This is a genomic window from Streptomyces sp. CRCS-T-1 (assembly GCF_024442335.1).
GTDB classification, from domain to species: domain Bacteria; phylum Actinomycetota; class Actinomycetes; order Streptomycetales; family Streptomycetaceae; genus Streptomyces; species Streptomyces koelreuteriae.
This window is the reverse complement of the sequence record NZ_CP101651.1, coordinates 5034319-5060065: the sequence shown is the minus strand read 5'-3', so window position 1 is coordinate 5060065 and position 25747 is coordinate 5034319. Positions and strand designations below refer to the sequence as shown.

General features: G+C 68.7%; 17 protein-coding genes and 3 rRNA genes. 8 read left to right on the top strand and 12 right to left on the bottom strand.

The genetic code is table 11. The annotated features are described in order from the left end of the window. Positions 1–84: 84 nt before the first annotated feature. Positions 85–654 carry a GNAT family N-acetyltransferase gene (locus NNW99_RS23035; protein ID WP_215121030.1) on the top strand — a complete coding sequence of 190 codons (570 nt, stop codon included), beginning with the start codon at positions 85–87 and terminating at the stop codon, positions 652–654. Positions 655–869: 215 nt separating this feature from the next. Beyond that, entirely contained in the window at positions 870–2042 is a 1173-nt protein-coding gene (locus NNW99_RS23030) for a winged helix-turn-helix domain-containing protein (protein WP_215121029.1), read from the top strand. A 3-nt stretch (positions 2043–2045) separates the two neighbouring features. Here NNW99_RS23030 and NNW99_RS23025 read toward each other — a convergent pair whose 3' ends face one another. The 7 genes from NNW99_RS23025 to mtnA form a co-directional block, all read right to left on the bottom strand. Then, the gene (locus NNW99_RS23025) at positions 2046–2792 is read right to left on the bottom strand and encodes a response regulator transcription factor (RefSeq protein ID WP_215121028.1); all 747 of its coding nucleotides are present in this window, start codon (positions 2790–2792) and stop codon (positions 2046–2048) included. Positions 2793–2999: 207 nt separating this feature from the next. Further along, positions 3000–3695, bottom strand: coding sequence for a ribosome hibernation-promoting factor, HPF/YfiA family (hpf, locus tag NNW99_RS23020; RefSeq protein ID WP_189724019.1), 696 nt, complete (start codon positions 3693–3695; stop codon positions 3000–3002). Positions 3696–4008: 313 nt separating this feature from the next. Further along, complete coding sequence (locus tag NNW99_RS23015; RefSeq protein ID WP_215121027.1) at positions 4009–4908, bottom strand: ComF family protein; 900 nt, start codon at positions 4906–4908, stop codon at positions 4009–4011. A 259-nt stretch (positions 4909–5167) separates the two neighbouring features. Beyond that, positions 5168–7000, bottom strand: a complete 1833-nt coding sequence (locus tag NNW99_RS23010) for an LpqB family beta-propeller domain-containing protein (RefSeq protein ID WP_215121026.1) — start codon at positions 6998–7000, stop codon at positions 5168–5170. Further along, a complete protein-coding gene (mtrB, locus tag NNW99_RS23005; RefSeq protein WP_251057908.1) occupies positions 6990–9341 on the bottom strand; it encodes an MtrAB system histidine kinase MtrB in 2352 nt (783 codons plus the stop codon). Before mtrB ends, NNW99_RS23010 begins: the two co-directional genes overlap by 11 nt. 1 nt (position 9342) lies before the next feature. Further along, the gene (gene mtrA / locus NNW99_RS23000; RefSeq protein WP_009188938.1) at positions 9343–10032 is read right to left on the bottom strand and encodes a two-component system response regulator MtrA; all 690 of its coding nucleotides are present in this window, start codon (positions 10030–10032) and stop codon (positions 9343–9345) included. A gap of 200 nt (positions 10033–10232) precedes the next feature. Then, the gene (mtnA, locus tag NNW99_RS22995) at positions 10233–11384 is read right to left on the bottom strand and encodes an S-methyl-5-thioribose-1-phosphate isomerase (protein ID WP_215121025.1); all 1152 of its coding nucleotides are present in this window, start codon (positions 11382–11384) and stop codon (positions 10233–10235) included. Positions 11385–11524: 140 nt separating this feature from the next. Between mtnA and NNW99_RS22990 the strand changes: the two genes are divergently transcribed. Genes NNW99_RS22990 through NNW99_RS22970 form a run of 5 tightly spaced genes read left to right on the top strand, consistent with a single transcriptional unit; the run spans position 11525 to position 17159 of the window. After that, on the top strand, positions 11525–12892 hold the full coding sequence (locus NNW99_RS22990) for a proline-rich domain-containing protein (protein ID WP_215121024.1): 1368 nt from the start codon (positions 11525–11527) through the stop codon (positions 12890–12892). A 4-nt stretch (positions 12893–12896) separates the two neighbouring features. Further along, entirely contained in the window at positions 12897–13667 is a 771-nt protein-coding gene (locus NNW99_RS22985) for a DUF4129 domain-containing protein (protein ID WP_370869154.1), read from the top strand. Next, entirely contained in the window at positions 13664–14860 is a 1197-nt protein-coding gene (locus tag NNW99_RS22980; protein ID WP_215121023.1) for a DUF4350 domain-containing protein, read from the top strand. Before NNW99_RS22985 ends, NNW99_RS22980 begins: the two co-directional genes overlap by 4 nt. Then, complete coding sequence (locus NNW99_RS22975) at positions 14860–15849, top strand: MoxR family ATPase (protein ID WP_215124414.1); 990 nt, start codon at positions 14860–14862, stop codon at positions 15847–15849. The genes NNW99_RS22980 and NNW99_RS22975 overlap by 1 nt, the downstream gene beginning before the upstream one ends. Next, the gene (locus tag NNW99_RS22970; protein ID WP_215121022.1) at positions 15849–17159 is read left to right on the top strand and encodes a DUF58 domain-containing protein; all 1311 of its coding nucleotides are present in this window, start codon (positions 15849–15851) and stop codon (positions 17157–17159) included. The genes NNW99_RS22975 and NNW99_RS22970 overlap by 1 nt, the downstream gene beginning before the upstream one ends. Positions 17160–17235: 76 nt before the next feature. On the opposite strand, the gene rrf is transcribed toward NNW99_RS22970, so the two are convergent. The 4 genes from rrf to NNW99_RS22950 form a co-directional block, all read right to left on the bottom strand. Further along, a 5S ribosomal RNA gene (gene rrf / locus NNW99_RS22965) occupies positions 17236–17352 on the bottom strand. Between the two features lie 91 nt (positions 17353–17443). Then, positions 17444–20564 (bottom strand): 23S ribosomal RNA (locus NNW99_RS22960). A gap of 314 nt (positions 20565–20878) precedes the next feature. After that, positions 20879–22403: ribosomal RNA gene (locus tag NNW99_RS22955) — 16S ribosomal RNA — on the bottom strand. Together the 16S, 23S and 5S rRNA genes form the textbook arrangement of a ribosomal RNA operon. A gap of 573 nt (positions 22404–22976) precedes the next feature. Then, positions 22977–23984 carry a stage II sporulation protein M gene (locus NNW99_RS22950; RefSeq protein WP_215121021.1) on the bottom strand — a complete coding sequence of 336 codons (1008 nt, stop codon included), beginning with the start codon at positions 23982–23984 and terminating at the stop codon, positions 22977–22979. A 128-nt stretch (positions 23985–24112) separates the two neighbouring features. On the opposite strand from NNW99_RS22950, the gene NNW99_RS22945 reads away from it, so the two are divergent. Then, entirely contained in the window at positions 24113–25048 is a 936-nt protein-coding gene (locus NNW99_RS22945; protein ID WP_215121020.1) for an RDD family protein, read from the top strand. A 37-nt stretch (positions 25049–25085) separates the two neighbouring features. Here the strand turns inward: NNW99_RS22945 and NNW99_RS22940 are convergent, their stop codons facing one another. After that, the gene (locus NNW99_RS22940; RefSeq protein ID WP_215121019.1) at positions 25086–25700 is read right to left on the bottom strand and encodes a hypothetical protein; all 615 of its coding nucleotides are present in this window, start codon (positions 25698–25700) and stop codon (positions 25086–25088) included. Positions 25701–25747: the final 47 nt, after the last annotated feature.

Genomic DNA, 25747 nt, shown 5'->3' with positions numbered 1-25747 from the left:
CCGACCGAATTAAGCGAAGCGTGATATGACGCTCACCCACCGCAAACAGATGACACCTTCGACGACCTCCGAGAGGATCGGCCGATGGACCCCGTCACGCTCACCACGGACCGCCTCCTGCTGCGCACGGTCGACCCCCAGGACACCGACGCGGTGTACGACGCCTGCCAGGATCCCGACATCCAGCGCTGGACCACGATCCCCTCGCCCTACCTCCGCGAGCACGCCGAGGGCTTCACGGAACAGATGGTCCCGGACGGCTGGGCGGACGGCTCCATGTTCACTCTCGGCGTCTTCCTCCACTCCGGAGAACTGGCCGGCATGCTCGGCATCACGATGCGCGCCCTGGGCGTCGGCGAGATCGGCTTCTGGGCCGTGAAGCGGCACCGCTCCAATGGCTACATCACGGAGGCCGTGCTCACCGCCTGCCGCTGGGCCTTCGTCCACGCCGCGCTCGACCGCGTCGAATGGCGCGCCGAGGTCGGCAACCGCGCCTCCCGCGCCGTGGCGGAACGCTCCGGCTTCACGATCGAGGGCACCCTGCGCGCCGCCGTCAACAACAAGGGAACCCGCCGAGACTCCTGGGTAGGCTCCCTCCTCCCCTCAGACCTGAGCCTCCCGTCAACGGCCCCATACCTCCCGGCACCGTCCTAGCTGCTGAGCCGCCCCCGCTGCGGGCATGCGTGCCGCTAGGGGCGGCACGGGCGGGCGGTGGGGGTCCCCCCGCTCGAGCGAAGCCGAGAGTGGGGGAGGCACCCCGCTCCGCCGGGCTGCGGACCCACCCGCCCCCAGCCCCAACGCCGAGCACCGGACACCCAACCCCGCAGGTCACGCCCCTTTGTCAGTCCCACCCCCTATCGTGCGGACCCATGACCACCCCGCGCCCCACCGCAGAACTCTCCGCAGACGAAGCCCGGAGACTGGCGCTCCGCGCCCAGGGCTTCCTCGGCGCCCCGGACCGCCGCTCCGGCGTCCGCGGCATCCTCCGCCACCTGGGCGCGATACAGCTCGACACGATCTCGGTCCTGGCCCGCTCCCACGAGCTCGTCCCGTACGCCCGCCTGGGCGCGGTAGGCAGAAAGACCGTCGAGAACGCCTACTGGAAGGACACGCACGCCTTCGAGTACTGGTCCCACGCGGCCTGCATCCTGCCCATCGAGGAGTGGCCGCACTTCGCCTTCCGCCGCCGCGCCTACCGCAACCGCCCGCACTGGAATCACGACCTCCCGGACGGCGTCTACGACCAGGTCATCAAGCAGCTCCGCTCCGAAGGCCCCCTCACCGCGACGGAGTTGGGCGGCGCGAAGAAGACGAACGACTGGTGGGACTGGTCCGGCACGAAGGTCGCCGTCGAACGCGCCCTGATGTACGGCGAGGTGGTCTGCGTCGAGCGCCGCGGCTGGAAGCGCCTCTACGACCTCGCCGAGCGCGCCGTCCCCCAGCCCCTGCTGCACGACGAACTCGACGACACCGAGTGCGTACGCCGCCTGGTCGGCCTGGCGGGCCGGTCCCTCGGTGTCGGCACCCGCGCGGACATCGCCGACTACCACCGGCTCAAGGGCGAACAGGTCGACGCGGTGATCGCCGACTCGGGTCTGGTCCCGGTCACGGTCGAGGGCTGGGGAAAGCCGGCCTGGGCCGACCCCGCGGCCCTGGAGACACCTCCGCGCGGCCGCCACCGCACCACCCTCCTGTCGCCCTTCGACTCCCTGATCTGGGAGCGGGCGCGCACGGAGCGGATCTTCGGCTTCACCCACCGCCTGGAGGCCTACGTCCCCAAGCCGAAGCGGGTGTACGGCTACTTCGCGATGCCGGTCCTGGCCGGCGGCCGGCTCGTCGGCCGCGTGGACCCGGCCCGCGAGGGCAGCACACTGGTGGCCAAGCAGGTCACGCTCGACGGCCCCAAGGCGGTCCCGGCCGTCGCCCAGGCCCTGGCCGAGGCGGCGACCTGGGTGGACTGCACGGACGTGCGCGTGGAGCGGGTCGACTCACCGGACCTGCGCGAGCCTCTCGTGCGGGAGCTCGCCCGGACGATCGCCTGACCGTCAGCGAATCTCGAGGATCTTCTCCCGCATCGCGTACACCACCGCCTCCATCCTGGAGTGCAATTGCAGCTTCTCCAGGATGTTGCGCACGTGGTTCTTCACGGTGTTCTCGGAGATGAACAACTCCTTGGCGATGTCACGGTTGTTCATCCCCGTCGCGACGAGTTTGAGGACTTCGAGTTCGCGGTCCGTCAGTCGCGGCGCGGGCACCAGTCGGCGTTCGTCCGTGCGCTGGATCATCGACTTGAACTCGGTGAGCAGCTTCGACGCCATGGACGGGCTGATCTGCGACTGTCCGTCGGCCACCGCGCGAATGGCGGTGGCCACCTCGTCCGTCGAGATCTCCTTGAGGAGATAGCCGGTCGCACCCGCCTTGATGGCGTCGTAGAGATCGGCTTCCTCGTCGCTGATCGTCAGCATGATGATCTTGGCGCTGGGTGCGACCTCCTTGATGGAGGTGCATGCCTCGATCCCGCCCCGCTTGGGCATCCGCACGTCCATCAGAACGATGTCGGGCAGCAGGTCGGCGGCCTTCTCCACGGCCTCGGCGCCGTCTCCGGCCTCCCCGATGACCTGGATGTCCTCCTCGGCGGCCAGCACGATCTCCAGGCCACGGCGGAACAGGGCGTGGTCGTCCACCACAAGGACTCTGATCGGTTCCTTGCGTGGAGAGTCCGTGTCCGGGCCCATGCCGACGACGCCGTCGTGGGCATCCTCGTCACGCATCGGTCCGAAGCTGTCCGCCATCGTTCCTCCCCCTGAAGGCTGTGGCCTGAGGTCCTGAGCCATCGCCAACCCAGAGCAACGACCCACCGGTTGGGTCGTGGCCTCCATGATTTCATGCCCGGACGGCGCCGGGGCGACCGAGCGGGGCGCGCAGTGGTCGCACAGGGGTGCCCCTGGGGGCGCACACGCGCTCCAGGGGCACCGCTGCTCCGCTGTCACCCGGCACGGTCAGCCGCCGAGCGCACCGCCCGCGTCGGGGGCGTGCACCTGGGTGACCATCGTGTCCGTGCTGAGGTGGATCACGCCGTAGTCGTAGGCGTGCCGTCGGTAGACGACACTCGGTTCCTTGGTCTCGGAGTCGACGAACAGGTAGAAGTCGTGCCCGACCAGCTCCATCTCGTAGAGAGCCTGGTCGAGGGTCATGGGCGCTGCGACGTGGGTCTTCTCGCGGACGACGATGGGGCCGTCACCCTGTACCTCCAGCGAGCCGATCTTCTTCGTGGGCACGGCTGCCGGCTCTTCCTCCGGAGTCGGCACCAGGCCGTTGCCGTTGAGCGTCGCCACGCCCGGGACGTGATCGGCGACCTCGGCGGCCGGGATCCGGCGCGAGCCACGACGCGAGAACCGCTTGTCGTGTTGCCTGCGCAGCCGGGCTTCCAGCTTCTCCGCCGCCAGGTCGAGCGCCGCGTACGGATCGCTCGCCGCTGCCTCCGCCCGGATCACCGGACCGCGGGAGCGGAGCGTGATCTCCACTCGGTCACAGCGGTCGGCCTGCCGGGGGTTGGGCTCCTTGGACACCTCGACGTCGAGGCTGATCACCTTGCCATCGAGCTTCTGGATCTTCTCCAGCTTCAGCTTCTCGGCCACGTGCTTCCGGAACCGCTCGGGCACCTCGGTCTTGCGGCCCTTGACGACGATGTCCACGCAGAACTCCGTTCCCGGATCACTCCGCTTCGGTGCGGAGCATCTCCCTTTTGCACCAGGTTCCGGTGAGGCCCGGAACCTCGGACACTCGGTGACTTCCACCTCCTCCCCCGTGAGCGAGACCTCCACTCCACCGTCGCGAGTGATGAAGAAAAACCCGCTGCACGGCATTCGGTTTTGAGAGGTGTGGCCTGCGGCTTTCCCTCTCAACCGAACATATCTCGCCCGGACGGATGTCGTCACCCTCTACTGCGGCGTACCTCCGTTCAGGTGAATAGCCCCTCTCGTTACCTGCAACGACGCAAGTTCTCAGTCAGTTCCGGTTTATTTCGAAAGAGTCCGGCGATGCCGCGACCACCGCCGCGCACACCACGTCAACGACTCCGCCGACTCCGCCCGCGCCCGTGATTCCCTGCCGCGCGGGCCATCGGCCCGTCCTCTCTCGCGTTGATCCGACGTTCTGTTCTTCTCTGCTTTCCCTCGTCTCTCCCCTGTACACGGCCCCAGTCCTCGTAGCGTTCGAAACCAGCCCCGCCGCCGCCCGCACGGCACGCGCGGCTTCGGCGAGGGACGCCCCTGTCGTCATCACGTCGTCGACGAGGACGACCGGGCCCTCGGAGAGCAGCCGGGCACCACCGGGCGCCACCGCCAGCGCGCCCGCGAGATTGTCCAGCCGCTGCCGGGAGTTGAGCCCCGACTGATCGGCCACGGCCCGCCGCTGCCGCAGCACACCGAGCGCCCTGGCCGGCACCCCGCTCCGCCGCAGCTCACCCGCCGCCGCGAGCGCGATCCGCCGCGCCGGATCATGCCCCCGGGCCCGCACGGCCCGCCGCCCGGACGGAACGGGCACGAGCAGCACAGGCGCCCCGACGCCCCGCGACCACGCGCCTCCAGCCCCGGGCCAGGACCCCCTGAGCGCACCTGGAAGCCCCGCCCGTACCGCTCCCGCCAGAGCGGCCCCGAGCGGCCCTGCGAGCGCCAGAGCACCCCGTTCCTTGTGGGCCAGCAGCGTCGCCCGGACCTCGTCGGCGTACCGCGCCGCCGCGTGCACCACCGGCAGCCCCGGTGGCTCCGGCACGGGCCGCACCCGATGCGCCACGGCCCCGCCCAGCACCGCACGGCACTTCGCGCACAGCACCGTACGAGGCGCCCCACAGCCCCCGCACTCGCCCGGCAGCACCAGGTCGGTGAGGTCCTGCCACCACCCCCGCATGGCCACCACTGTGCCAACAGCGAGGCCCCCCGGCCACCCCTGTGGATAACTCCCTGTGGACAACGCGTCGCCCCGGCCCGACGACCGGCTTCCACCGGCCCTCAACCAGGACCCACCGGACCCCGGCCAGGCCCATCGGATCCCCGCCAGGCCCGCCAGGGCCCCCACGGATCCCCGCCTGGCCCCGCCTGGCCCCCGGCATCCCCACCGAGACGCCTCACCCCGAACAACCCGGCGCTGGAAACCCAAGACCCGGCGCTCACCCCGGATAAACCGGCGCCGTCCCCTCCGTCACCTTCTGCCACTGCGCACCCGACGGCAGCCGGACGATCCCGTCCACCGAGTACGCCACCAGCGGCAGCCGGTCGTCCTCGGCGGCGGTGACCTCCTTGACGCCGGTCAGGGCCGCGGGCGCCGGCACGTCCGGCGTGGAGCCGTCGACCTGGACGTACCGCATCTGCTCCACGCCCCCGTGCTCGCGCCCGACCACCACGAGCCGGCTGTCCCCGGCCCACGACATGGCCGTGACCTCCTCCAACTCCGGCGTCGCGGAGCGAAGTTCGACCACTCGGACGGCCGGCTTCTCGCCGGGCTTCTCCTCCCGCTCGATCAGCCCGATGAGCAGGGTCTTCTTGCCGCCCTTCTCCACGACGAGCGCGATCCGCACCCCGTCGGCGGCCACCCGCACGGACTGGATCCGCCCGTCCAGATGCGGCGTGCGCACCTCGAGCGGATCGCCCTTGCCCTCCTCGAGCAGCATCAGCCGGGGGTTCTCCGGGTCACGGTCGGCCACCCAGAGGCCGTCGTCCGCGTCCCAGCTGGGCGTGGTCAGCCGGTCCTTCTCGGTCCGGCCCTGGCTGCGCAGCACCGGCTCGCCCAGCGAACCGCCCGAGACCAGCGACCCCACGTACAGCGACCTGCCGTCGAGGCCGACCCCGGCCGCGGTGTGCTCGTCGCGCGACACCGCCACCGACCGCAGCGCCGTGTCGCCCTCGCCCAGCGCCCCCGGCGCCGTGTCCGGCTCGGTGTCGTTGCTGCCGGCCGGCATCCGTACGAGCCGGTCCTTGTCGTCGACGAAGTACAGGTAGTCGGGGTGGCGCGCCGAGGGCCGGAAGGCCGCCGCGTCGGCCGCTTCCTGCGTGAGCGAGCACAGCTCGGCCCCGCCGGCCCGCAGCTCGACCTCGTCCACCGCGGGGCTGAGGTTGCGCAGCGTGAAGAGCATCTGGGCCGCGATCTCCTGGCACCTGTTGGTGCCGATGCCCGCGGCCTTGTCGTTGAGCGGGACGGTCAGCTTGTTCCGCTCGTCGGGCGTCAGCGCCCCGGCGTCCTTCGCCAGCGCCGTACCGGTGGGAACGCTCGACCTGACCACGGGCCCGAGCCACCGCGTGGGCCCGTTGAGCACGGAGCGCACCATCTGCGTCATGGGGTCCACGCGGCGGCGGACGTAGACGGGGTCGGCGACCGCCGTGGGCTGCGTGTTCGCCCCGGCCGCCATGGTGTTGGAGGCGAAGTAGTACTTGTTGACGGACATGTAGTTGCGCTGGAAGTCCGACTGACCCATCAGGACGCCCTGGGGCAGCACGTCGATCCGCCACTGCCGGCTCTTCTTGTCCTGCGTCAGGTGCACGGTCCTGCCGTAGGCCCCGGTCGCCGGCGCGTACGACTGCTGCGCGTCCACGGTGGCCACCTTGGTGCCGGTCAGCGTGTAAGAGATCTCGCCGGTGTCCTCCCGGCCGCCCGCGCCCTCGGCCTTGGCGCCCGGCCCGTCCGTGAGCACCGTGGTGGACAGCTCCGGCCGCCAGGTCTTCGCGGCCTCACCGGTCAGGTACTGGCGCGCGGTCTTGTAGTGCGGATCGTCGCTGGTGAGCGCCTCCAGGAAGCCCTGCACGATCTCCGAGGGCGGCGCGTCCTCCCCCGGCGGCACGGCGAACACCCGCACCTGGCTGTCCTGGCGCGGCGTGGACTCCACGCCCCGCAGATCCCCGCTGTCCGGCATCGAGGCGCACCCCGCCAGCACCAGCACGCCACCGGCGGCGTACGCCATCACGCGCGCGGGCGTACGCCGACCGCGCCCCTCGCGGTCAGCGCCCACGAGATGCCTCCCCTTGCCTGTCCACGTCTCCCGGCTCGGCTTCCCTGCCCGAGCCCGCGGAGCCGTTGTCCTTGTCCCGCGGCCGCCCCACGACCGGCCCCCGCGACTTCCCCGCAGGGCCACTGCCGGCCCCGTCCCGAGCAGCTCCGGCCGAATCGCCCGCGCCCTGGTCCCGAGCCGCTTCGGCCGAATCACCAGCATCCTCGTCACGAGCCGTCCCGGCCGCCGAAGCACCAGCACCCTCGTCCCGGGCGCCCGCCCCCGCCGTACCACTCACACAGCCGCCACCGGCCGTGCCCGCAGGGCCCTGGCCCTCACCGCGGGCCGACTGCTCCCCTGCCACCGGATCGTCCGGCCGCCGCGTCCCCGAGGCGGGCCGCGGCACCACGCGCGCCCCGTTGCCGGGAAGCGCCGTCGGATCGGCCGTGGGGGCCACGGAGGCCGCCCTCGGCGGTATCGGGTTCCGCGCCGACCCCGGCGGCACCGGACCGCCCGCCGGCTGCGCCGGTACGGTCGCCCGCTTCTCGCCGTCCCCGCCGCCGCACGGCAGACCCGCGTCGTCGAGCCCCCGGTTGCGCCGTGAGTCCTTGGGCTCCAGCGGTATCGGTGAGCCCCGCAGCGGCTCGTCAGCGGTCCTGGGCAGCGTCAGCCGGAACTGCGACCCGCCGCCCGGCTCGCCCCACGCCTGCAGCCAGCCGCCGTGCAGCCGCGCGTCCTCCAGGGCGATGGACAGCCCCAGACCCGTACCACCCGTGGTACGCGCGCGTGCCGGGTCGGCCCGCCAGAAGCGGCTGAACACCCGGGTCGCCTCGCCCGGCTTCAGCCCGACCCCGTAGTCCCGCACCGCGACGGCGACCGCGCCGCCCGCCGCGGCGAGCTTGACGACGACGTCCCTGCCCTCACCGTGCTCGACGGCGTTCACGACGAGGTTGCGCAGCACGCGCTCCACGCGCCGGGCGTCGGCCTCAGCGACGACGGGCTGCTGGTCGCCGGAGACCCGGATCCGCGTGCCCTTGCGCTCCGCGAGCGGCTCGGCCCCGCTGACCACCCGCCGCACGACGTCCCTGAGGTCTATCGGCTCCGCCTCCAGCGCAGCGGCACCCGCGTCGAACCGGCTGATCTCCAGCAGGTCCGCGAGCAGCGACTCGAACCGGTCCAGCTGGTCGGCGAGCAACTCCGCCGACCGCGCGGTGATCGGGTCGAAGTCCTCCCGCGCCTCATGGATGACGTCCGCCGCCATCCGTACGGTCGTCAGCGGCGTACGCAGCTCGTGCGACACGTCCGACACGAACCGGCGCTGCATGCGCGACAGGTCCTCCAGCTGGCTGATCTTCAGCTGAAGGTTCTGGGCCATCTTGTTGAAGGCCTCGCCGAGCCGCGCGATGTCGTCCTCGCCGGTGACCTTCATACGTTCCTGAAGCCGGCCGGCCGACAGCCGCTCGGCGATCCCCGCCGCCATCCGCACCGGCGTGACGACCTGGCGCACCACCAGCCAGGCGATGGCCCCGAGCAGCACCACGACGAACAGCCCGGCCGTCGCCAGCGTCCCCTTGACCAGGCTCAGCGACTTCTCCTCCTGGGTGAGCGGGAAGAGGTAGTAGAGCTGGTACGGGTCGCCGTTGGGGTCGTTGACCTGCTTGCCGATGACCAGGGCGGGCTGGGAGTCCTTGGTGTCGTTGTTGTAGATGACGCGGCTGTAGCTCTGCGCGGCCGCCGTACTGCTGCCGATCCGCTCCCGCAGCGCCGCGGGCACACTCTTGCTCCAGTCCACCTCACCGGAGGCACGCGGACCGCGCCCACCGGCCCCGTCGGCGTCGGAAGCCGGAAGCGTGACCACGTCAAAGGCGCCCTGCCCGCCACTGGACAGCGAGGACACCAGATCACTCATCCACTGGATGACGTTCTGCGCGGGACGGCCGTCCGCCGTGGCGACATCGTCGCCGGTCCCGCTCGCCGCCTCGTCGGCCCGCTGCTTGGCCACGGCGAACCCGCCGGTGGCCTGGCTCTGGGACGCCTTCACCTTGGCGTCCAGCAGGCCGTTGCGCACCTGCCCGATGACGACGAAGCCCAGCAGCAGCACCACGCCCAGCGACATCAGCAGCGTCGTGACGACGACCTTGAGCTGGATGTTGCGCCGCCACAGCCGCATGACGGGCAGCAGCGGCCGGCGCACCCACCGCATGAACAGGCGGATGACCGGGCTGCCCTGAACCCCGCCCTGGAGCAGCAGCCCGCTCTCCAGGAACCGTCCCCAGCGGGAACCCGCTTTTTTCCGCCCGACAGGCCGCCCCGGGCGGGCCCCGGACCGTCCGGGCGCCGAAGCGGCACTGTCGCCGGACATGTCAGCTCGGTCCTGCCTTGTATCCGACGCCACGGACGGTCACCACGATCTCCGGCTTCTCCGGGTCCTTCTCGACCTTGGAGCGCAGCCGCTGCACATGCACATTGACCAGCCGCGTGTCCGCCGCGTGCCGGTAGCCCCACACCTGCTCCAGCAGCACCTCGCGCGTGAACACCTGCCACGGCTTGCGCGCGAGCGCGACCAGCAGGTCGAACTCCAGCGGCGTCAGCGCGATCGACTGCCCGTCCCGCTTCACGGAGTGCCCGGCCACGTCGATGACCAGGTCACCGATGGCGAGCTGCTCCGGAGCGGGCTCCTCCGACCTCCGCAGCCGCGCCCGGATCCGGGCGACGAGCTCCTTCGGCTTGAACGGCTTCACGATGTAGTCGTCGGCGCCCGACTCCAGGCCCACCACGACATCGACCGTGTCGCTCTTCGCCGTGAGCATCACGATCGGCACCCCGGACTCCGCCCTGATCAGACGGCACACCTCGATGCCGTCCCGACCGGGCAGCATCAGGTCCAGCAGCACCAGATCGGGCTTGGCCTCACGGAAAGCGGCCAGCGCCTTGTCACCGTCGGCAACGAAAGACGGCTCAAAACCCTCACCACGCAGCACGATGCCGAGCATCTCGGCCAGTGCGGTGTCGTCGTCGACGACAAGGACTCGTCCCTTCATAAACGACATCATCCCATTCTCATAACGGTGGCGAAGGCAGTGGTGAGGTAGGTCACCGGCCAGTGACCATAGTCGCAGCAAGCGCTACTGTCTGCCCTCGCCCACCCGTTATTGATCTCCACGACACCCGCTGACCGGGCGCTCGGCCCACGGGCAAGGGACAGGACCTCCGGAGCCCGCCCTCCCCGCACCCACCCCGAAAGCCGTCCGGCTCAGCCCGCCGTCACCCTGCGCGACCGCGCACACACCTCGGCGAGCGCCTCGGCCGTCACCGGCGACACCACACCCTCCTCCGTCACGATCGCCGTCACCAGCTCGGCCGGGGTCACGTCGAACGCCGGGTTGTACGCCTGCGTCCCCAGCGGCGCCACCGGAATGCCGCCCCCCGCCTCCGCCGCACCGGCCACCGGCACCTGCGGCGCCACCAGCTCGGTCACCTCGTGCCCGGGACGCTGCTCGACCTCGATGGACGCCCCTTCCGCGGTCTCCAGATCCACCGTCGTCACCGGCGCCACCACGATGAACGGCACATGGTGGTACCGCGCCAGCACCGCCAGCGGATAGCTCCCCACCTTGTTCGCCACCGACCCGTCCGCCGTGATGCGGTCCGCCCCGATCAGCACCGCGTCCACCTCGCCGGCGGCGAACAGCGACCCCGCCGCGTTGTCGGTGAGCAGCGTGTACGCCATCCCGGCACGCGCCGCCTCGTACGCCGTCAGGCGAGCGCCCTGCAGCAACGGACGCGTCTCGTCCACCCACAGCCGCCGCAGCCGGCCCGTCCGATGCGCCGCGAGCGCCACCGCGAACGCCGTCCCCTCCCCGCCCGACACCAGCGAACCGGTGTTGCAGTGGGTGAGGACCCGGTGCCCGCCACCGGGCAGCAGCTCGTCCAGCAGCGCCAGCCCCTGCTCGGCCATCCGCGCACTGGCCTCGGCGTCCTCCCGGTGCAACTGCCGCGCCGCGGCCAGCGCCGCCGAGGCCGCCTGCCGGACATCGCCGCCCTTGGCGAGCGCAGCCTCATGGGCCGAGTGCGCCCGGCGCACACCGAGCGCCAGATTCACCGCGGTCGGCCGGGCACTCGCCAGCGAGGCCGCCGCCTCGTCCACGTCGAAGCCCCGCACGGCCGCGAGCGCGACACCGTACGCCCCCGCGATACCGAGCAGCGGCGCCCCGCGCACGGCGAGCGAGCGGATCGCCTCCACCAGCGCGGACGCGTCCGTACAGACCAGTTCGACCTCCTCGGCCGGCAGCCTCGTCTGGTCGAGAAGGACCAGAACGGGTCCTTCCGGTGGCTCCTCCCAACGGATCGCGGGGATCTCGGTCGGCCGCTTGTCCTCGCCGCTGTGCGCGTACTGATCAGCCATGCGGTCAGTCTGCCCCGTATCGAGCGGACAATTGAAGGTACGCAGCCCATACCGCGGCCGGTCATTCCAAGACCACCCCATGGCACGATGGCTGCCAACCTGCCGCCGCGACCGCGGACGGGCACCGTGAAGGAGCGACGATGAACGACACTCCGGGCTGGGCCTCGCCCGGATCCGCCCCGTCCGACGGGCAGCAGCCGGACCCGTCCGGCGCTGCCGAGCCCACCGACCGCCCCGTCCCCGCGCAGCCCGCGGACCAGCCCGGCCAAGCGGGCCAGGCCCCGCAGGGCCCCGGCCCGCAGTGGTCCAAGGACCAGCCGCCACCCGCCCAGTGGTCCGCCCCCAGCGGCCCCACCGTCCCCGGCCAGGCTCCCCCGCCCCCGCCGGCCGGCCCGGGTTGGGGCACCCAGCCCCCCGGCGGCCACGGCCCGGCCGGACACGGCCCCGCAGGCCCCGGCGGCTACGGACCCCCCGGGCCCTACGGCGGCTGGGGAAGCGGCTGGGGCGGCCCCCCGCCCGCCGCCAAGCCCGGCATCATCCCGCTGCGCCCCCTCGGCGTGGGCGAGATCCTCGACGGCGCCGTCTCGACCATGCGCACCTACTGGCGCACCGTCCTCGGCATCTCCCTGACCGTCGCGGTCCTCACCGAGATCATCGTCGTCCTGTTCCAGGGCCTCGTCCTCGACGACTCCAGCACCCAGGCCCTCAACGACCCCAGCGCCACCCTCAGCGAGCTGAGCCGCGCCATGAGCGACGCCCTGCTCAACTCCACCGTCGTCTTCGTGATTTCCCTGGTCGGCACCGTCATCGCGACCGCACTGCTCACCACCGTCACCAGCCGCGCCGTACTCGGCAAGCCAGTGACCATCGGCGAGGCCTGGCGGGACGCCCGCCCTCAGATCCTCAAACTGTTCGGCCTCATCTGCCTGCTGCTGCTCATCACCGCCGGCATCGTCACCGCCGGCACCCTGCCCGGCATCCTCATCACCGCCTCCGGAAGCACCGGGCCGGGCGTCGCCCTCACCGTCCTGGGCGTCATCGGCGCCGGCGTCGTCGCCCTCTGGCTGATGATCCGCTTCTCCCTGGCCTCGCCCGCCCTGATGCTGGAGAAGCAGGGCATCAAGAAGGCCATGAGCCGCTCCACGAAGCTCGTCCAGGGCACCTGGTGGCGGATCTTCGGCATCCAGCTGCTCGCCACGATCATCGCGAACGTCGTCGCCTCGATCATCGTCATCCCGTTCACCTTCCTCGCCGCGGCCCTCAGCGGCGACGGCATCACCGGCTGGCTCAACAGCGGCAGCTCCGGTCTCGGCTGGACCTTCCTCATGGTCAGCGGCATCGGCGCGGTGATCGGCTCCATGATCACCTTCCCGATCACGGCCGGCGTCACCGTGCTGCTTTACATCGACCAGCGCATCCGCCGCGAGGCCCTCGACCTCGAACTGGCCCGCGCCGCAGGCGTCCAGGGCTACGGCCCCAACGCCCCCGGCACCACCCCGGGGAGCTGATGCGGTGAGCTGGGCGGGGGAACCTCTCACAACGGCACTACCACGCACCGCCATACGGATACTGCTGCACGCCGGCGACAGCTCCCTACTGTCGTCGGCGCGCTCCACCGACGAGCCGCCCCTCACCACCCCACGCGACCCCGCGCGCGAGGCGGCCCGACGCGAGCTGTCCAAGCGGATGTACCACGAGAACGACCCCAGCCTGTTCCAGCGCGCCCTCGACGCCTTCTGGGACTGGCTGGACGAACTGTTCAACGCCGCCTCGTCCGCGACACCCGGCGGCACACTCGGCCTGGTCGTCATCATCCTGGCCGTCCTCGCGGTCCTGGGCGCCCTGTGGTGGCGCCTGGGCACCCCGCGCCGCCAACCCACCTCCTCCGCCACCCTGTTCGACGACCGCCCCCGCAGCGCCGCCGACCACCGCGCGGCCGCCGAGGCACACGCCGCCCAGGGCCACTGGAACCAGGCCGTCCAGGAACGCATGCGGGCCCTCGTCCGCGCCCTGGAGGAACGCGCCCTCCTCGACGTCCGCCCCGGCCGCACCGCGGACGAGGCCGCCGCCGAAGCCGGCCGGGCCCTGCCCGCCCACACCGACCGACTGCGCGCCGCCGCCCGCGACTTCGACGACGTGACATACGGAGGCCGCTCGGCGACCGAGCAGTCGTACCACCGCATCGCCGAACTCGACCGCGACCTGGACCGCACCAAGCCCCAGCTCGCCACCAGCAGCGCCCAGAGCACGGCCCCCCACACTCGCCAGGGAGCCGCCGAATGACCACCGAGGCCACGCTCCCGTCCACCTCGGCCTCGCCCACCGCCCGCCAGGTGTGGACCCGCACACGCGGTATCGCGCTCGCCCTCGTGCTCCTCGTCGCGGGAGCCATCGCCATCGCCGTGATCCGCTCCGACGCCCGCCATGGTGAACTCGACCCGCGCTCCGCCGACCCGGGCGGCAGCCGCGCCGTCGCCGAACTCCTCGCCGACCGGGGCGTGGACACCCGCGTGGTGACCACCCTGGACGAGGCGACCGCCGCATCCGGCCCGGACACGACCCTCCTGGTCGCCGCCCCCGACCTCCTGACCCGAAGTCAGCAGTCCCGCCTGCACGACTCGTTCGCCGACTCCGGCGGCCGCACCGTCCTGGTCGCCTCCGGCAGCGCCTCCGTCGAACGGCTCGCCCCCGGCGTCACCGCCGACCCCGCCACCAGCCTCGACTCGACGCTCGCACCCGACTGCGACCTGCCCGCCGCCCGGCGCGCGGGCACCGCAGACACCGGCGGCGTCCGCTACACCACCACCCACCTCGACGCCGACCAGTGCTACCCCAGCGAGCGCCTGGCCACCCTGCTGCGCATCCCGGCCCCGACCGGAAACGGCGACACCGTCGCCCTCGGCGCACCCGACATCCTCCTCAACGACCGCCTCGACCATCAGGGCAACGCCTCGCTCGCCCTCCAGCTCCTCGGCTCCCGCCCCCATCTGGTCTGGTACCTCCCCTCGCTCTCCGACACCTCCGCCGCCGGCACCGACGACGAACGCGGCTTCTTCGACCTGCTCCCCTCGGGCTGGCTCTGGGGCACCCTGCAACTCTTCATCGCCGCAGCCCTGGCCGCCCTCTGGAGGGCACGCCGACTCGGCCCCCTCGTGCCCGAAAAACTCCCCGTCGCGATCCGCGCCTCCGAAACCGCCGAAGGCCGCGCCCGCCTCTACCGCAAGGCCGACGCCCGCGACCGCGCGGCAAACGCTCTTCGCTCCACGACCCGCACCCGCCTCGCCCCCCTCACCGGCGTCCCCGTCACCCAGGCGCACACGCCCGAGGCCCTGCTCCCCGCCCTGTCCGCCCACCTCCACGGCGACGGCCAGGACCTGCACACCCTTCTCTTCGGCCCAGCGCCCAGCACCGACGCAGCACTCATCGCACTCGCCGACCGACTCGACGCCCTCGAAAGAGAGGTACGCCGTCCATGATGGACCCGACCACTGACAACGCCGGGCAGACCGGGGACCCGGGCACCGCCCGAGCCGCCCTGGAGTCCCTGCGCGCCGAGATCGCCAAGGCCGTGGTCGGCCAGGACCCCGCCGTGACCGGCCTCGTCGTCGCCCTGCTCTGCCGCGGCCACGTCCTCCTCGAAGGAGTCCCCGGCGTCGCCAAGACCCTCCTGGTCCGCGCCCTCGCCGCGACCCTCGAACTCGACACCAAGCGCGTCCAGTTCACCCCCGACCTGATGCCGAGCGACGTGACCGGCTCCCTGGTCTACGACACCCGCAGCGCCGAGTTCTCCTTCCAGCCCGGCCCGGTCTTCACCAACCTCCTCCTCGCGGACGAGATCAACCGCACGCCTCCCAAGACCCAGTCGTCCCTCCTGGAAGCCATGGAGGAACGCCAGGTCACCGTCGACGGCACCCCCCGCCCCCTCCCCGACCCGTTCCTGGTCGCAGCGACCCAGAACCCGGTCGAGTACGAAGGCACCTACCCCCTCCCGGAAGCCCAGCTGGACCGCTTCCTCCTCAAACTCACCATCCCCCTCCCTTCCCGCCAGGACGAGATCGACGTCCTCACCCGCCACGCCGAGGGCTTCAACCCACGCGACCTCCACGCCGCCGGCCTACGTCCCGTAGCGGGCCCCGCCGACCTGGAGGCAGCCCGCGCGGCGGTCGCCAAGACGACCGTCTCCCCGGAGATCACCGGCTACGTCGTCGACATCTGCCGCGCCACCCGCGAGTCGCCGTCCCTCACCCTCGGCGTCTCCCCCCGAGGCGCCACGGCCCTCCTCGCCACCGCCCGCGCCTGGGCCTGGCTGACAGGCCGCGACTACGTCATCCCGGACGATGTGAAGGCCTTGGCCCTCCCCACCCTCCGCCACCGCGTACAACTCCGCCCGGAGGCCGAAATGGAAGGCGTGACGGCCGACTCCGTCATCAACGCCATCCTCAGCCACGTCCCCGTCCCCCGCTGATGGCACTCACCGGACGCACCGCCCTCCTCGCAGCCCTGGGCTCCCTCCCCGTAGGCATCTGGGAACCCGGCTGGACGGGCATCCTGGCGGTCAACGCCCCCTTGGCCCTGGCCTGCGCCTGCGACTTCGCACTCGCCGCCCCCGTACGACGCCTGGGCCTGACCCGCTCCGGCGACACCTCGGTACGCCTGGGCGACACCGCGGACGTGACCCTCACGATCACCAACCCGTCCCGCCGCCCCCTCCGCGCCCACCTGCGCGACGCCTGGCCCCCCAGCACCTGGCAGCCGGGCACGGAGACGACGGCCTCCCGCCACCGCCTCACCGTCCCGGCAGGCGAACGCCGGCGCGTGACGACCCGCCTGCGCCCCACCCGCCGAGGCGACCGCCAAGCCGACCGGGTCACCATCCGCTCCTACGGCCCCCTCGGCCTCTTCTCCCGCCAGGGCACCCACAAGGCCACTTGGACGGTTCGCGTCCTGCCCCCGTTCACCAGCCGCAAGCACCTGCCCTCAAAGCTGGCCCGCCTCCGCGAACTGGACGGCCGCACCAGCGTGCTCACCCGCGGCGAGGGCACCGAGTTCGACAGCCTCCGCGAGTACGTCCCCGGCGACGACACCCGCTCCATCGACTGGCGCGCCACAGCCCGCCAGTCCGCGGTCGCCGTACGCACCTGGCGCCCCGAACGCGACCGCCACATCCTCCTGGTCCTCGACACCGGCCGGACCTCGGCAGGCCGCGTGGGCGACGCACCCCGCCTCGACGCCTCCATGGACGCGGCCCTCCTGCTAGGTGCCCTCGCATCCCGAGCCGGCGACCGCGTCGACCTCCTCGCCTACGACCGCAGGGTCCGCGCCCTCGTCCAGGGCCGCACCGCAGGCGACGTCCTCCCCTCCCTGGTCAACGCGATGGCCACACTCGAGCCGGAGCTCGTCGAAACGGACGCCCGAGGCCTCACGGCCACAGCCCTCCGTACATCACCCCGCCGCTCCCTGATCGTGCTGCTCACCACCCTGGACAGGGCCCCCATCGAAGAAGGCCTGCTCCCGGTCCTCCCTCAGCTCACCCAGCGCCACACGGTCCTACTGGCATCGGTGGCCGACCCGCACATCACCGAAATGGCCAAAGCGCGCGGAAACACCGACGCCGTCTACGAGGCCGCCGCAGCAGCCCAGGCCCAGTCCGAACGCCACCGCACAGCAGAACAACTCCGCCGTCACGGCGTCACCGTCGTGGACGCGACCCCCGACGACCTGGCGCCGGCACTGGCGGATGCGTACTTGGCGTTGAAGGCGGCCGGCCGCCTATGACATTCACGGCCCCTCGCGGGCCCTGAAACGCAGAAAACCCCCGTATCCGAAGATACGGGGGTTTCCTTGAATGATTGTTCGGCGGCGTCCTACTCTCCCACAGGGTCCCCCCTGCAGTACCATCGGCGCTGAAAGGCTTAGCTTCCGGGTTCGGAATGTAACCGGGCGTTTCCCTAACGCTAAAACCACCGAAACACTATGAAACTGTAAACTGCCGCACCATACCGTGACCTGGCATGGGGCTGTTCGTGGTTTCAGAACCAACACAGTGGACGCGAGCAACTGAGGACAAGCCCTCGGCCTATTAGTACCGGTCAACTCCACACGTTACCGTGCTTCCATATCCGGCCTATCAACCCAGTCGTCTACTGGGAGCCTTACCCTCTCAAGGAGGTGGGAATACTCATCTCGAAGCAGGCTTCCCGCTTAGATGCTTTCAGCGGTTATCCCTCCCGAACGTAGCCAACCAGCCATGCCCTTGGCAGAACAACTGGCACACCAGAGGTTCGTCCGTCCCGGTCCTCTCGTACTAGGGACAGCCCTTCTCAATATTCCTACGCGCACAGCGGATAGGGACCGAACTGTCTCACGACGTTCTAAACCCAGCTCGCGTACCGCTTTAATGGGCGAACAGCCCAACCCTTGGGACCGACTCCAGCCCCAGGATGCGACGAGCCGACATCGAGGTGCCAAACCATCCCGTCGATATGGACTCTTGGGGAAGATCAGCCTGTTATCCCCGGGGTACCTTTTATCCGTTGAGCGACGGCGCTTCCACAAGCCACCGCCGGATCACTAGTCCCGACTTTCGTCCCTGCTCGACCCGTCGGTCTCACAGTCAAGCTCCCTTGTGCACTTACACTCAACACCTGATTGCCAACCAGGCTGAGGGAACCTTTGGGCGCCTCCGTTACTCTTTAGGAGGCAACCGCCCCAGTTAAACTACCCATCAGACACTGTCCCTGATCCGGATCACGGACCCAGGTTAGACATCCAGCACGACCAGACTGGTATTTCAACGACGACTCCATCCACACTGGCGTGCGAGTTTCAAAGTCTCCCAGCTATCCTACACAAGCCGAACCGAACACCAATATCAAACTGTAGTAAAGGTCCCGGGGTCTTTCCGTCCTGCTGCGCGAAACGAGCATCTTTACTCGTAGTGCAATTTCACCGGGCCTATGGTTGAGACAGTCGAGAAGTCGTTACGCCATTCGTGCAGGTCGGAACTTACCCGACAAGGAATTTCGCTACCTTAGGATGGTTATAGTTACCACCGCCGTTTACTGGCGCTTAAGTTCTCAGCTTCGCCACCCCGAAGAGTGACTAACCGGTCCCCTTAACGTTCCAGCACCGGGCAGGCGTCAGTCCGTATACATCGCCTTACGGCTTCGCACGGACCTGTGTTTTTAGTAAACAGTCGCTTCTCGCTGGTCTCTGCGGCCACCCCCAGCTCAGAGCGCAAAGCTCATCACCGGATGTGGCCCCCCTTCTCCCGAAGTTACGGGGGCATTTTGCCGAGTTCCTTAACCATAGTTCACCCGAACGCCTCGGTATTCTCTACCTGACCACCTGAGTCGGTTTAGGGTACGGGCCGCCATGAAACTCGCTAGAGGCTTTTCTCGACAGCATAGGATCATCCACTTCACCACAATCGGCTCGGCATCAGGTCTCAGCCACAAGTGCGACGGATTTACCTATCGCACGGCCTACACCCTTACCCCGGGACAACCACCGCCCGGGATGGACTACCTTCCTGCGTCACCCCATCACTCACCTACTACCAACTTGGGTCACCGGCTCCACCACTTTCCTTTCCCCGAAGGGTCCGGAACGGCTTCACGGGCTTAGCATCACTGGATTCGATGTTTGACGCTTCACAGCGGGTACCGGAATATCAACCGGTTATCCATCGACTACGCCTGTCGGCCTCGCCTTAGGTCCCGACTTACCCTGGGCAGATCAGCTTGACCCAGGAACCCTTAGTCAATCGGCGCACACGTTTCTCACGTGTGAATCGCTACTCATGCCTGCATTCTCACTCGTCAACCGTCCACAACTCGCTTACGCGGCTGCTTCACCCGGCAGACGACGCTCCCCTACCCATCACAGCACCCGTTGGGGCTTATTGCTGCAATGACACGACTTCGGCGGTACGCTTGAGCCCCGCTACATTGTCGGCGCGGAATCACTAGACCAGTGAGCTATTACGCACTCTTTCAAGGGTGGCTGCTTCTAAGCCAACCTCCTGGTTGTCTCTGCGACTCCACATCCTTTCCCACTTAGCGTACGCTTAGGGGCCTTAGTCGATGCTCTGGGCTGTTTCCCTCTCGACCATGGAGCTTATCCCCCACAGTCTCACTGCCGCGCTCTCACTTACCGGCATTCGGAGTTTGGCTAAGGTCAGTAACCCGGTAGGGCCCATCGCCTATCCAGTGCTCTACCTCCGGCAAGAAACACACGACGCTGCACCTAAATGCATTTCGGGGAGAACCAGCTATCACGGAGTTTGATTGGCCTTTCACCCCTAACCACAGGTCATCCCCCAGGTTTTCAACCCTGGTGGGTTCGGTCCTCCACGAAGTCTTACCTCCGCTTCAACCTGCCCATGGCTAGATCACTCCGCTTCGGGTCTTGAGCGTGCTACTGAATCGCCCTGTTCGGACTCGCTTTCGCTACGGCTTCCCCACCCGGGTTAACCTCGCAACACACCGCAAACTCGCAGGCTCATTCTTCAAAAGGCACGCAGTCACGAGATATGTGCAAGCACATATCCGACGCTCCCACGGCTTGTAGGCACACGGTTTCAGGTACTATTTCACTCCGCTCCCGCGGTACTTTTCACCATTCCCTCACGGTACTATCCGCTATCGGTCACCAGGGAATATTTAGGCTTAGCGGGTGGTCCCGCCAGATTCACACGGGATTTCTCGGGCCCCGTGCTACTTGGGTGTCTCTCAAACGAGCCGCTGACGTTTCGACTACGGGGGTCTTACCCTCTACGCCGGACCTTTCGCATGTCCTTCGCCTACATCAACGGTTTCTGACTCGTCTCACAGCCGGCAGACTGTGAAAGAGAGATCCCACAACCCCGTATACGCAACCCCTGCCGGGTCTCACACGCATACGGTTTGGCCTCATCCGGTTTCGCTCGCCACTACTCCCGGAATCACGGTTGTTTTCTCTTCCTGCGGGTACTGAGATGTTTCACTTCCCCGCGTTCCCTCCACACTGCCTATGTGTTCAGCAGCGGGTGACAGCCCATGACGACTGCCGGGTTTCCCCATTCGGAAACCCCCGGATCAAAGCCTGGTTGACGACTCCCCGGGGACTATCGTGGCCTCCCACGTCCTTCATCGGTTCCTGGTGCCAAGGCATCCACCGTGCGCCCTTAAAAACTTGGCCACAGATGCTCGCGTCCACTGTGCAGTTCTCAAACAACGACCAGCCACCCATCACCCCACCCTTACCAGGTGAGTTCACTGGGGCCGGCGACTGAGGAAATTTCGTTCCCTCAGACACCCAACAGCGTGCCCGGCCGGCTCCCGTCCGAAGATCAGCGTTCCACGCCCCCAAAGGGAGCAGTACTAGCAGCCTCCGACCCGAGAATCCGGCCGAATAGTCAACGTTCCACCCATGAGCAACCAGCATCAGACGTTCGCTGATGTACTGGCCTCTGACCTCACCCCCGGAGGGGGTCGGTAAGAAGTGCTCCTTAGAAAGGAGGTGATCCAGCCGCACCTTCCGGTACGGCTACCTTGTTACGACTTCGTCCCAATCGCCAGTCCCACCTTCGACAGCTCCCTCCCACAAGGGGTTGGGCCACCGGCTTCGGGTGTTACCGACTTTCGTGACGTGACGGGCGGTGTGTACAAGGCCCGGGAACGTATTCACCGCAGCAATGCTGATCTGCGATTACTAGCGACTCCGACTTCATGGGGTCGAGTTGCAGACCCCAATCCGAACTGAGACCGGCTTTTTGAGATTCGCTCCACCTCGCGGTATCGCAGCTCATTGTACCGGCCATTGTAGCACGTGTGCAGCCCAAGACATAAGGGGCATGATGACTTGACGTCGTCCCCACCTTCCTCCGAGTTGACCCCGGCGGTCTCCCGTGAGTCCCCAGCACCACAAGGGCCTGCTGGCAACACGGGACAAGGGTTGCGCTCGTTGCGGGACTTAACCCAACATCTCACGACACGAGCTGACGACAGCCATGCACCACCTGTACACCGACCACAAGGGGGCGCCTGTCTCCAGACGTTTCCGGTGTATGTCAAGCCTTGGTAAGGTTCTTCGCGTTGCGTCGAATTAAGCCACATGCTCCGCCGCTTGTGCGGGCCCCCGTCAATTCCTTTGAGTTTTAGCCTTGCGGCCGTACTCCCCAGGCGGGGCACTTAATGCGTTAGCTGCGGCACGGACAACGTGGAATGTTGCCCACACCTAGTGCCCACCGTTTACGGCGTGGACTACCAGGGTATCTAATCCTGTTCGCTCCCCACGCTTTCGCTCCTCAGCGTCAGTATCGGCCCAGAGATCCGCCTTCGCCACCGGTGTTCCTCCTGATATCTGCGCATTTCACCGCTACACCAGGAATTCCGATCTCCCCTACCGAACTCTAGCCTGCCCGTATCGACTGCAGACCCGGGGTTAAGCCCCGGGCTTTCACAACCGACGTGACAAGCCGCCTACGAGCTCTTTACGCCCAATAATTCCGGACAACGCTCGCGCCCTACGTATTACCGCGGCTGCTGGCACGTAGTTAGCCGGCGCTTCTTCTGCAGGTACCGTCACTTTCGCTTCTTCCCTGCTGAAAGAGGTTTACAACCCGAAGGCCGTCATCCCTCACGCGGCGTCGCTGCATCAGGCTTTCGCCCATTGTGCAATATTCCCCACTGCTGCCTCCCGTAGGAGTCTGGGCCGTGTCTCAGTCCCAGTGTGGCCGGTCGCCCTCTCAGGCCGGCTACCCGTCGTCGCCTTGGTGAGCCATTACCTCACCAACAAGCTGATAGGCCGCGGGCTCATCCTTCACCGCCGGAGCTTTTAACCTCCACTCAGGAGAGTGGAGGTGTTATCCGGTATTAGACCCCGTTTCCAGGGCTTGTCCCAGAGTGAAGGGCAGATTGCCCACGTGTTACTCACCCGTTCGCCACTAATCCACCCCGAAGGGCTTCATCGTTCGACTTGCATGTGTTAAGCACGCCGCCAGCGTTCGTCCTGAGCCAGGATCAAACTCTCCGTGAATGTGTACCGGTAATCCGGTCGACACCACGAGAGCGGAACAGTCAGGCGGAATAGGCCCGACCGTTCACAGCGTCCTCGCTGTGTTTTTTCAAAGGAACCTCGTCCCAGCGAATGCTGGAGACGGGGTATCAACATATCTGGCGTTGACTTTTGGCACGCTGTTGAGTTCTCAAGGAACGGTCGCTTCCTTTGTACTCACCCTCTCGGGCTTTCCTCCGGGCGCTTCCCTTCGGTCTTGCGTTTCCGACTCTATCAGATCTTTCCGATCCGATTTCCTCGGTGCTTTCCAGGTTCCCGCTTCCGCGTTTCCCTTTCCGGCGGTTCCGACTTTATCAGAAGTTTCGGGCCGTACTGACCGGCCGCTCATTTCCGATTCATCGGGAGTGGCTTCAATGAAATCAGCGTTTCAAGAAGCAGCTAGATGTTCACCGTTGCCCTCTGGGGTGGAACCCCTCTGTAGGCAACTGTTCGAATCTACCTCCCCGCGCTTGCCGTGTCAACGACTCCCGTGGGGCGAAGAGGAGACTAGCAGCTGAACGGACGTGGTCGCACATCCGGCGGCCGTGAGGACGTTCAGGCCGCTGTCGGAACGGTGGCGCTGCGCTCTGCTGCCTCGACGTCACCGGTGTCTCCGGCGCGGGCGGCGCGACCGCCCAGGACGTAGACGTAGGCGAGGAAGGCCAGTTCGGCGGCGACTCCGATGGTGATGCGTGCCCAGGTGGGGAGGCCGGACGGGGTGACGAAGCCTTCGATGGCGCCGGAGACGAAGAGGACCAGGGCGAGGCCGATGGCCATGCCGATGGCGGCTCGGCCCTCTTCCGCCAGAGCCGTGCGTCGTGTGCGGGGGCCCGGGTCGATGAGGGTCCAGCCGAGGCGCAGGCCGGTGCCCGCGGCCACGAAGACGGCGGTCAGTTCGAGAAGGCCGTGCGGGAGGACCAGGCCGAGGAAGGTGTCGAGGCGGCCGGCCGAGGACATCAGGCCGAAGCCGATGCCGAGGTTGAGCATGTTCTGGAAGAGGATCCAGATGACCGGGAGCCCCAGGAAGACCCCGAGGATCAGGCACAGGGCAGCGGCCCAGGCGTTGTTCGTCCAGACCTGGGCCGCGAAGCTGGCGGCCGGGTGGCTGGAGTAGTAGGTCTCGTACTGGCCGCCGGGGCGGGTGAGCTCGCGTAGTTCGCTGGGGGCCGCGATCGAGGCCTGTACTTCGGGGTGGGTGCCGATCCACCAGCCCAGGAGCGCCGCCACGGCCGTGGACAGGAGCGCCGTGGGTACCCACCAGTGGCGTGACTTGTAGACCGCGGCGGGGAAGCCGTGGGCGAGGAAGCGGGTGACGTCGCGCCAGGAGGCGCGTCGGGTGCCTGTGACGGCACTACGCGCGCGTGCCACCAGTTGACTGAGCCGGCCGGTGAGCTGGGGGTCGGGGGCGCTGGACTGAATCAGAGAGAGGTGCGTGGCGGTGCGCTGGTAGAGGGTGACGAGTTCGTCGGCTTCGGCGCCGTTGAGGCGGCGCTGGCGACGCAGCAGGGCTTCGAGGCGGTCCCACTCCGCTCGGTGGGCGGAGACGAAGACGTCGAGGTCCATCGGTATGCCTGCTCCTCGGCTGTTCGTCGGCGACTCGTCGTGGATCAGCTTGTCGTACTGCGACGCGATGCGCCCTCAGCTTGGCAGACTGGCCCTTACAGGGGCAGGGCAGGGGAAGGACGGCGGGCGTGAGTGAGCTGGTGACGGGCGAGGCTGTGGCGTTGGAGCTGCGCCCCGCGAGGCTGCCCAGCAGGGCGCTGGCCGTGCTGCTCGATCTTGTGGCGGCGATGGCCCTCTATGTCGCGGTGACCATCGTGCTGGTGACGTCCACGGCCTCACTGGACGAGGCGGCGCAGACGGCGCTGTCGATCGCGACGTTCGTTCTCGTGCTGGTGGGTGCGCCGATCGCGGTGGAGACGCTCAGTCACGGGCGGTCGCTCGGGAAGCTGGCGTGCGGGCTGCGTGTGGTGCGGGACGACGGAGGTCCGATCCGGTTCCGGCATGCCCTGGTGAGGGGCTTGATCGCGGTGATCGAGATCCTCATGACCTTCGGGATCGTCGCCTGTATCGCCTCGTTCGTGTCGGCGCGCGGGCGGCGGCTGGGAGATGTGTTCGCGGGGACCCTTGTCGTACGGGAGCGGATTCCGGTCACGCGGACCGGCTTTGTGCCGCCTCCCCCGCCCTGGCTGGCGGGACGGTTCTCGGGGCTCGATCTGTCCGCGGTGCCCGACGGGTTGTGGCTCGCGGTCCGTCAGTACCTGACGCGTATGCAGCAGCTGGATCCGCAGGTGGGTTCGTCGATGGCGGAGCGGCTGGCGGCGGATCTCGCGGAGCGTACGGGGGCGCCGGTGCCGCAGGGGGTTCCGGCGGCGGCGTATCTGGCGGCGGTCGTGCAGGAGCGGCAGGCGCGGGAGTCCCGGCGGGCCTTCGGGAGCGGTTCGGCTTCGGCTCCCGCTCCGGCGTCGGATGGGGCTCCGGCCGTGTACGGAGCTCCGGCCGCCGCGTACGGGCCTCCGGCTGCGGACCTGCCGCCCGTCGCGGCGCCTGGTGCGGCGGCCGAGTCGCATGGTGGGGGTCGGCCGGCGGGTGACCGGCCCGGTAGCGGGTTCGTGCCGCCGGCTTAGTGGGAGCGGGGCTGCCCGCTCCGCTGCGGCCGTCGGGTCAGGTGAAGGTCGACGGCGGTGATTCGAGGTCCTCGAGCTCGATGCCGGGGGCCGCGAGCACCACGTCGCCCGCGATGTGCACGGCGTGCTGTTCGCCCGTGTCCAGGGCTGTGACCTGGTATTCGTCCACCGTCAGGGGGCCGTTGTCAGTGGCGTGTGCTTCTCTCTTCAGCAAGGACCACGACTGATCCACGGTGCGCGGGGCGAGCACCGGGTCCGTGAAGGCGACGAGGCGTACGCGGGTGGCGGCTGCGGAGGGGGTGAGGCGCAGGAGACAGGCGGTGGCGACGAGGAATGCCGGGGAGGTGCCGGTGAAGGCGTGGGCGCGCACATTGCCTTCGGTGGCCTCGGTCCCGGTGGGGTCGGTGCGGACCCAGGTGACGCCGTCGAGGGCGGCGCCGCGGACTTGCCAGGCGGAGGCGTGGAGTTCGAGGCGGATGGGGCGGCCGAGTTCGTCGAGGGTGAGGTCGACGGAGCCGTGGTGATCGCCCGAGGGGGTGGTCAGCTGGGAGACGTAGCGCCAGCCGGAGGGGCCGGTGGCGCAGTGGAAGTGTTCTTCTGCGAGGGGGGTGTGATCGTGCGGATCATGGAGCGAATAGCGGCCGCGGGGCATGGGGGTCGTCCTGGGGCTTGACGGGCCGGCCGGTCCGGTCGCCGGTC

Bases quoted from the DNA above. Each gene is read 5' to 3' on its own strand.
- NNW99_RS23035 (WP_215121030.1), top strand. From the start codon at position 85: ATGGACCCCGTCACGCTCACCACGGACCGCCTCCTGCTGCGCACGGTC.
- NNW99_RS23030 (WP_215121029.1), top strand. From the start codon at position 870: ATGACCACCCCGCGCCCCACCGCAGAACTCTCCGCAGACGAAGCCCGG.
- NNW99_RS23025 (WP_215121028.1), bottom strand. From the start codon at position 2,792: ATGGCGGACAGCTTCGGACCGATGCGTGACGAGGATGCCCACGACGGC.
- NNW99_RS23015 (WP_215121027.1), bottom strand. From the start codon at position 4,908: ATGCGGGGGTGGTGGCAGGACCTCACCGACCTGGTGCTGCCGGGCGAG.
- mtrB (WP_251057908.1), bottom strand. From the start codon at position 9,341: ATGTCCGGCGACAGTGCCGCTTCGGCGCCCGGACGGTCCGGGGCCCGC.
- mtrA (WP_009188938.1), bottom strand. From the start codon at position 10,032: ATGATGTCGTTTATGAAGGGACGAGTCCTTGTCGTCGACGACGACACC.
- mtnA (WP_215121025.1), bottom strand. From the start codon at position 11,384: ATGGCTGATCAGTACGCGCACAGCGGCGAGGACAAGCGGCCGACCGAG.
- NNW99_RS22990 (WP_215121024.1), top strand. From the start codon at position 11,525: ATGAACGACACTCCGGGCTGGGCCTCGCCCGGATCCGCCCCGTCCGAC.
- NNW99_RS22980 (WP_215121023.1), top strand. From the start codon at position 13,664: ATGACCACCGAGGCCACGCTCCCGTCCACCTCGGCCTCGCCCACCGCC.
- NNW99_RS22975 (WP_215124414.1), top strand. From the start codon at position 14,860: ATGGACCCGACCACTGACAACGCCGGGCAGACCGGGGACCCGGGCACC.
- NNW99_RS22970 (WP_215121022.1), top strand. From the start codon at position 15,849: ATGGCACTCACCGGACGCACCGCCCTCCTCGCAGCCCTGGGCTCCCTC.
- NNW99_RS22950 (WP_215121021.1), bottom strand. From the start codon at position 23,984: ATGGACCTCGACGTCTTCGTCTCCGCCCACCGAGCGGAGTGGGACCGC.
- NNW99_RS22940 (WP_215121019.1), bottom strand. From the start codon at position 25,700: ATGCCCCGCGGCCGCTATTCGCTCCATGATCCGCACGATCACACCCCC.